At 64.0% G+C, this 2,962-nt stretch carries 1 protein-coding gene; it reads right to left on the minus strand.

Annotated elements, in window-relative coordinates; genetic code table 11:
• Positions 1-2,813: ATP-binding protein (locus R6U20_RS04105; RefSeq protein ID WP_410336599.1), on the minus strand; the 2,813-nt coding region annotated here is incomplete at its 3' end.
• Between the last annotated feature and the right edge of the window lie 149 nt (positions 2,814-2,962).

Here is a 2,962-nt window from a genome sequence, read left to right on the forward strand (position 1 = left end):
ATCTCGCTGACGGTGCCTGCCTGGCACGCAAGCAGGTGGGCAGCTTGCTCCAGGCGCATCGTCCGAATCAGGTCTGTGGGCGTCAGGCCCGCCAGCGCCTTCAGTTGCCGATGGAGGTGCCCGCGACTCACACCCACCTCATCGGCCAGGCGCTGCACCGAAAACGTATCATCGCTGAGGTGCAAGGCAACGGTCTCACGCACCCGTCCCAGAAACACATCGGTCGTCGAAGCCACGGCCTCGAGTTCAGGAAGCCGCGTGGAAGGGTCCGTATCTTTGCCAGCATGAAGGGCCATGCCCTCCTGCTGAAAGCGCTCGCGCAGCCGCGTCCGCACTGCAATCAGGTTCGTGATGTGCGCCTGGAGTTCGGCGACGTCAAAGGGCTTGGTGAGGTAGGCGTCGGCCAGTTCGCCAAGGCCCTCGATCTTGTCTTCGGGTGCAGCCTTCGCAGTAAGAAGGATAACGGGGATGAAGCCGGTTTCGGGGTCGGATTTAAGCGCGCGGCACAGTTCCATTCCGTCGAGTGTGGGCATCATAACGTCGGAGAGCACGATGTCGGGCAGGCGCGCTTTGGCAAGCGCCAGACCAGCCTCGCCGTCGGCTGCTTCGAGGATGCGGTAGGGAGCGTATGGGCCCGAAGCCTGTTCGAGATGACGGCGAATGTAGGCCCGCACCTCGGGGTGATCCTCCACCACGAGGATTGTGGTCCGGTCGGAATCCGGGTCGGTCTCGTCAAGCGCCGGGCCATGGCCAGAGTGGTCAGGGGTGAGGTCCACGAAGGTGTGTGTGGTATCCGGGGTCCAGGAAGCGGCGGGTTGGGCGGGTTGCCTCGGGGCGATATGGGCTGCTCTCCGGGGGAGCGTCAGGGTAAATGTGCTCCCGGCGCCCCTTTCACTTTCCACGGTGAGCGTCCCTTCGTGGAGGTCCATGATCTCCTTGGCGAGAGCCAGCCCGATTCCAGTGCCCGGATGCATCTGCATGGCACCGCCCACCCGGTAGAATCGGTCGAAGATGTGGGGGATGTCGTCTGCCGGGATGCCAGGACCGCTATCCTGCACAGATACGCGGGCGATGCCGTGCCGGGCGGTTATGGTGACGCGCACGGCGCCGCCCGTCGGGGTGAACTTGAGCGCATTTGAAAGCAGGTTGACGACGACCTTCTCCAGTTGCATCGGATCGGCCACCACCTCAACCGAATGCAGCGGCCGGTCCACGTCCAGATCGATCGATTTGCGCGTAGCCAGTGCCTGAAAGAGATCGGCGATGCCTACAACAAAGGCACAGAGCTCAAACGGGCGAACCTGAAGTTGCGTACGCCCAGCCTCCAGGCGTGCCACATCCAGAATCTGATTGACGAGGTCCAGCATCCGGCGGGCGTTGCGGCGCGCAAGATGGACCTGTGGTGCCATTGGTGTAGGCAAAGCGCCATAGAGACCGGATTTGAGATCGTCGAGGGGGCCAAGGATGAGCGTGAGCGGGGTTCTGAACTCATGACTGACGTTGGAAAAGAAGGCGCTTTTGGCCGTGTCGAGTGTTTGCAGGCGCCGGGCCTGAGAGGCTACCGTTTCCTTTTCGGATTGAAGCTGCCGGGTCCGCTCGTCCACCACCGCTTCGAGATGTTGCCGTCGCCGCTGTTGCGTTTGCTCGCGGAGATGCAGCCCCCCTCCGAGAGCGGCCAGCAGTCCGAGAATGCACAGAAAGGCGAACCAGCCCGTTTCATAGAAATAGGCCGGGACCACCAGGCTGGCCTCCACCGGGTCGCTCCACACGCCGCCGCCGTTGCGCGCCTGCACCCGAAACGTGTACCTGCCGGGCGCAAGGCCGCCATAGACCGCAGAGCGTGCGGTGCCCTGGTCGCGCCACGTCGCGTCGAGACCTACGAGTTGCGTGCGGAAGCGAAGCAGAGCCGGTGCGGTGAAGTCAAGCGCTGTGTAGACCATCGAAAGTGAGCGCTCGCCCCGGGGCAGCCGGATGGACGACATGTCCGATGTGGGCACCTGCTCTTCTGAATCCGTCTGGATGGCTTCCACCAGGACGTGCGGCGGGCGCTCAAACTGCTCGGCATATGCCGCCGGATCAATGCGCGTGACGCCCTGACTGGACGGGATCCACAGGCTGCCATCAGGGGCCCGGGCGGGACGAGAAAAGAAGTGAGACGACCCGAGATGGCCGTCGGAGGGGCGAAGCGTAATCACGTCGATGGAGACGGGCGTTGTCGCATCGAAGGCGCGCTCGAGATCTGCCGTGCGAACACGGTAGAGCAGCGACCGGCCGTTCATCCAGGCAAAGCCAAGGTCGTCGAAGATGATGGATAGGAGGTACGTGGTAGGAAGTCCAGCCTCAAGGCCCACCACGTCGAGCGCGCCATTGCGGAGGCGCACCAGTCCGAGGGTTTCGGTTGCAGCCCAGAGCGATCCGTCGGGTCCGGTGATCAAGTCGCGCACCGGTACGCCCGCCAGCGCTTCCACCGGGCGTGCGGTTCCGTTTTCAACCACGACGAGCCCGCCTCGACACGCAATCCAGAGCCGCCCGTCGGGGGTACGGTGCACATCCATGGTCCAGGAGGTGCCCGACACGGCAAGCGGGATGCGAATCGAGTCGGTTGCGAGGAGCGTCTCGGTATCCACGCGCACGACCTGCCCTGGGCCGGCCCCCACCCACAGGGCATTGGGGTAGGCGGGATCGGGAAAGGGGACCTCCAGAGTATGGTAGCTTGGGCTCTCCCAGAAATCCGTGCCCCGGTTGCCGTTCAGCCGCACAAGCCGGTTCACGTACGTCCCAAACCGCCGTCCGTGGCCGTCTTCGGTGACCATACCCACGGTTCGAACGCGACCTGGGTCATCAAACGGTAACGCTGCGGCGCCGGGGCGAACGATGCTGCTGGACCAGGACGCGCTATGTGCTACGAAGAGGGCCGCATTTTCGGCACTGCCCCGGGTACTGACCAACACCTCGCCCGTAG

This window comes from Longimonas sp., assembly GCF_046498435.1.
In the GTDB taxonomy this organism is placed as follows: Bacteria; Bacteroidota; Rhodothermia; order Rhodothermales; family Salinibacteraceae; genus Longimonas.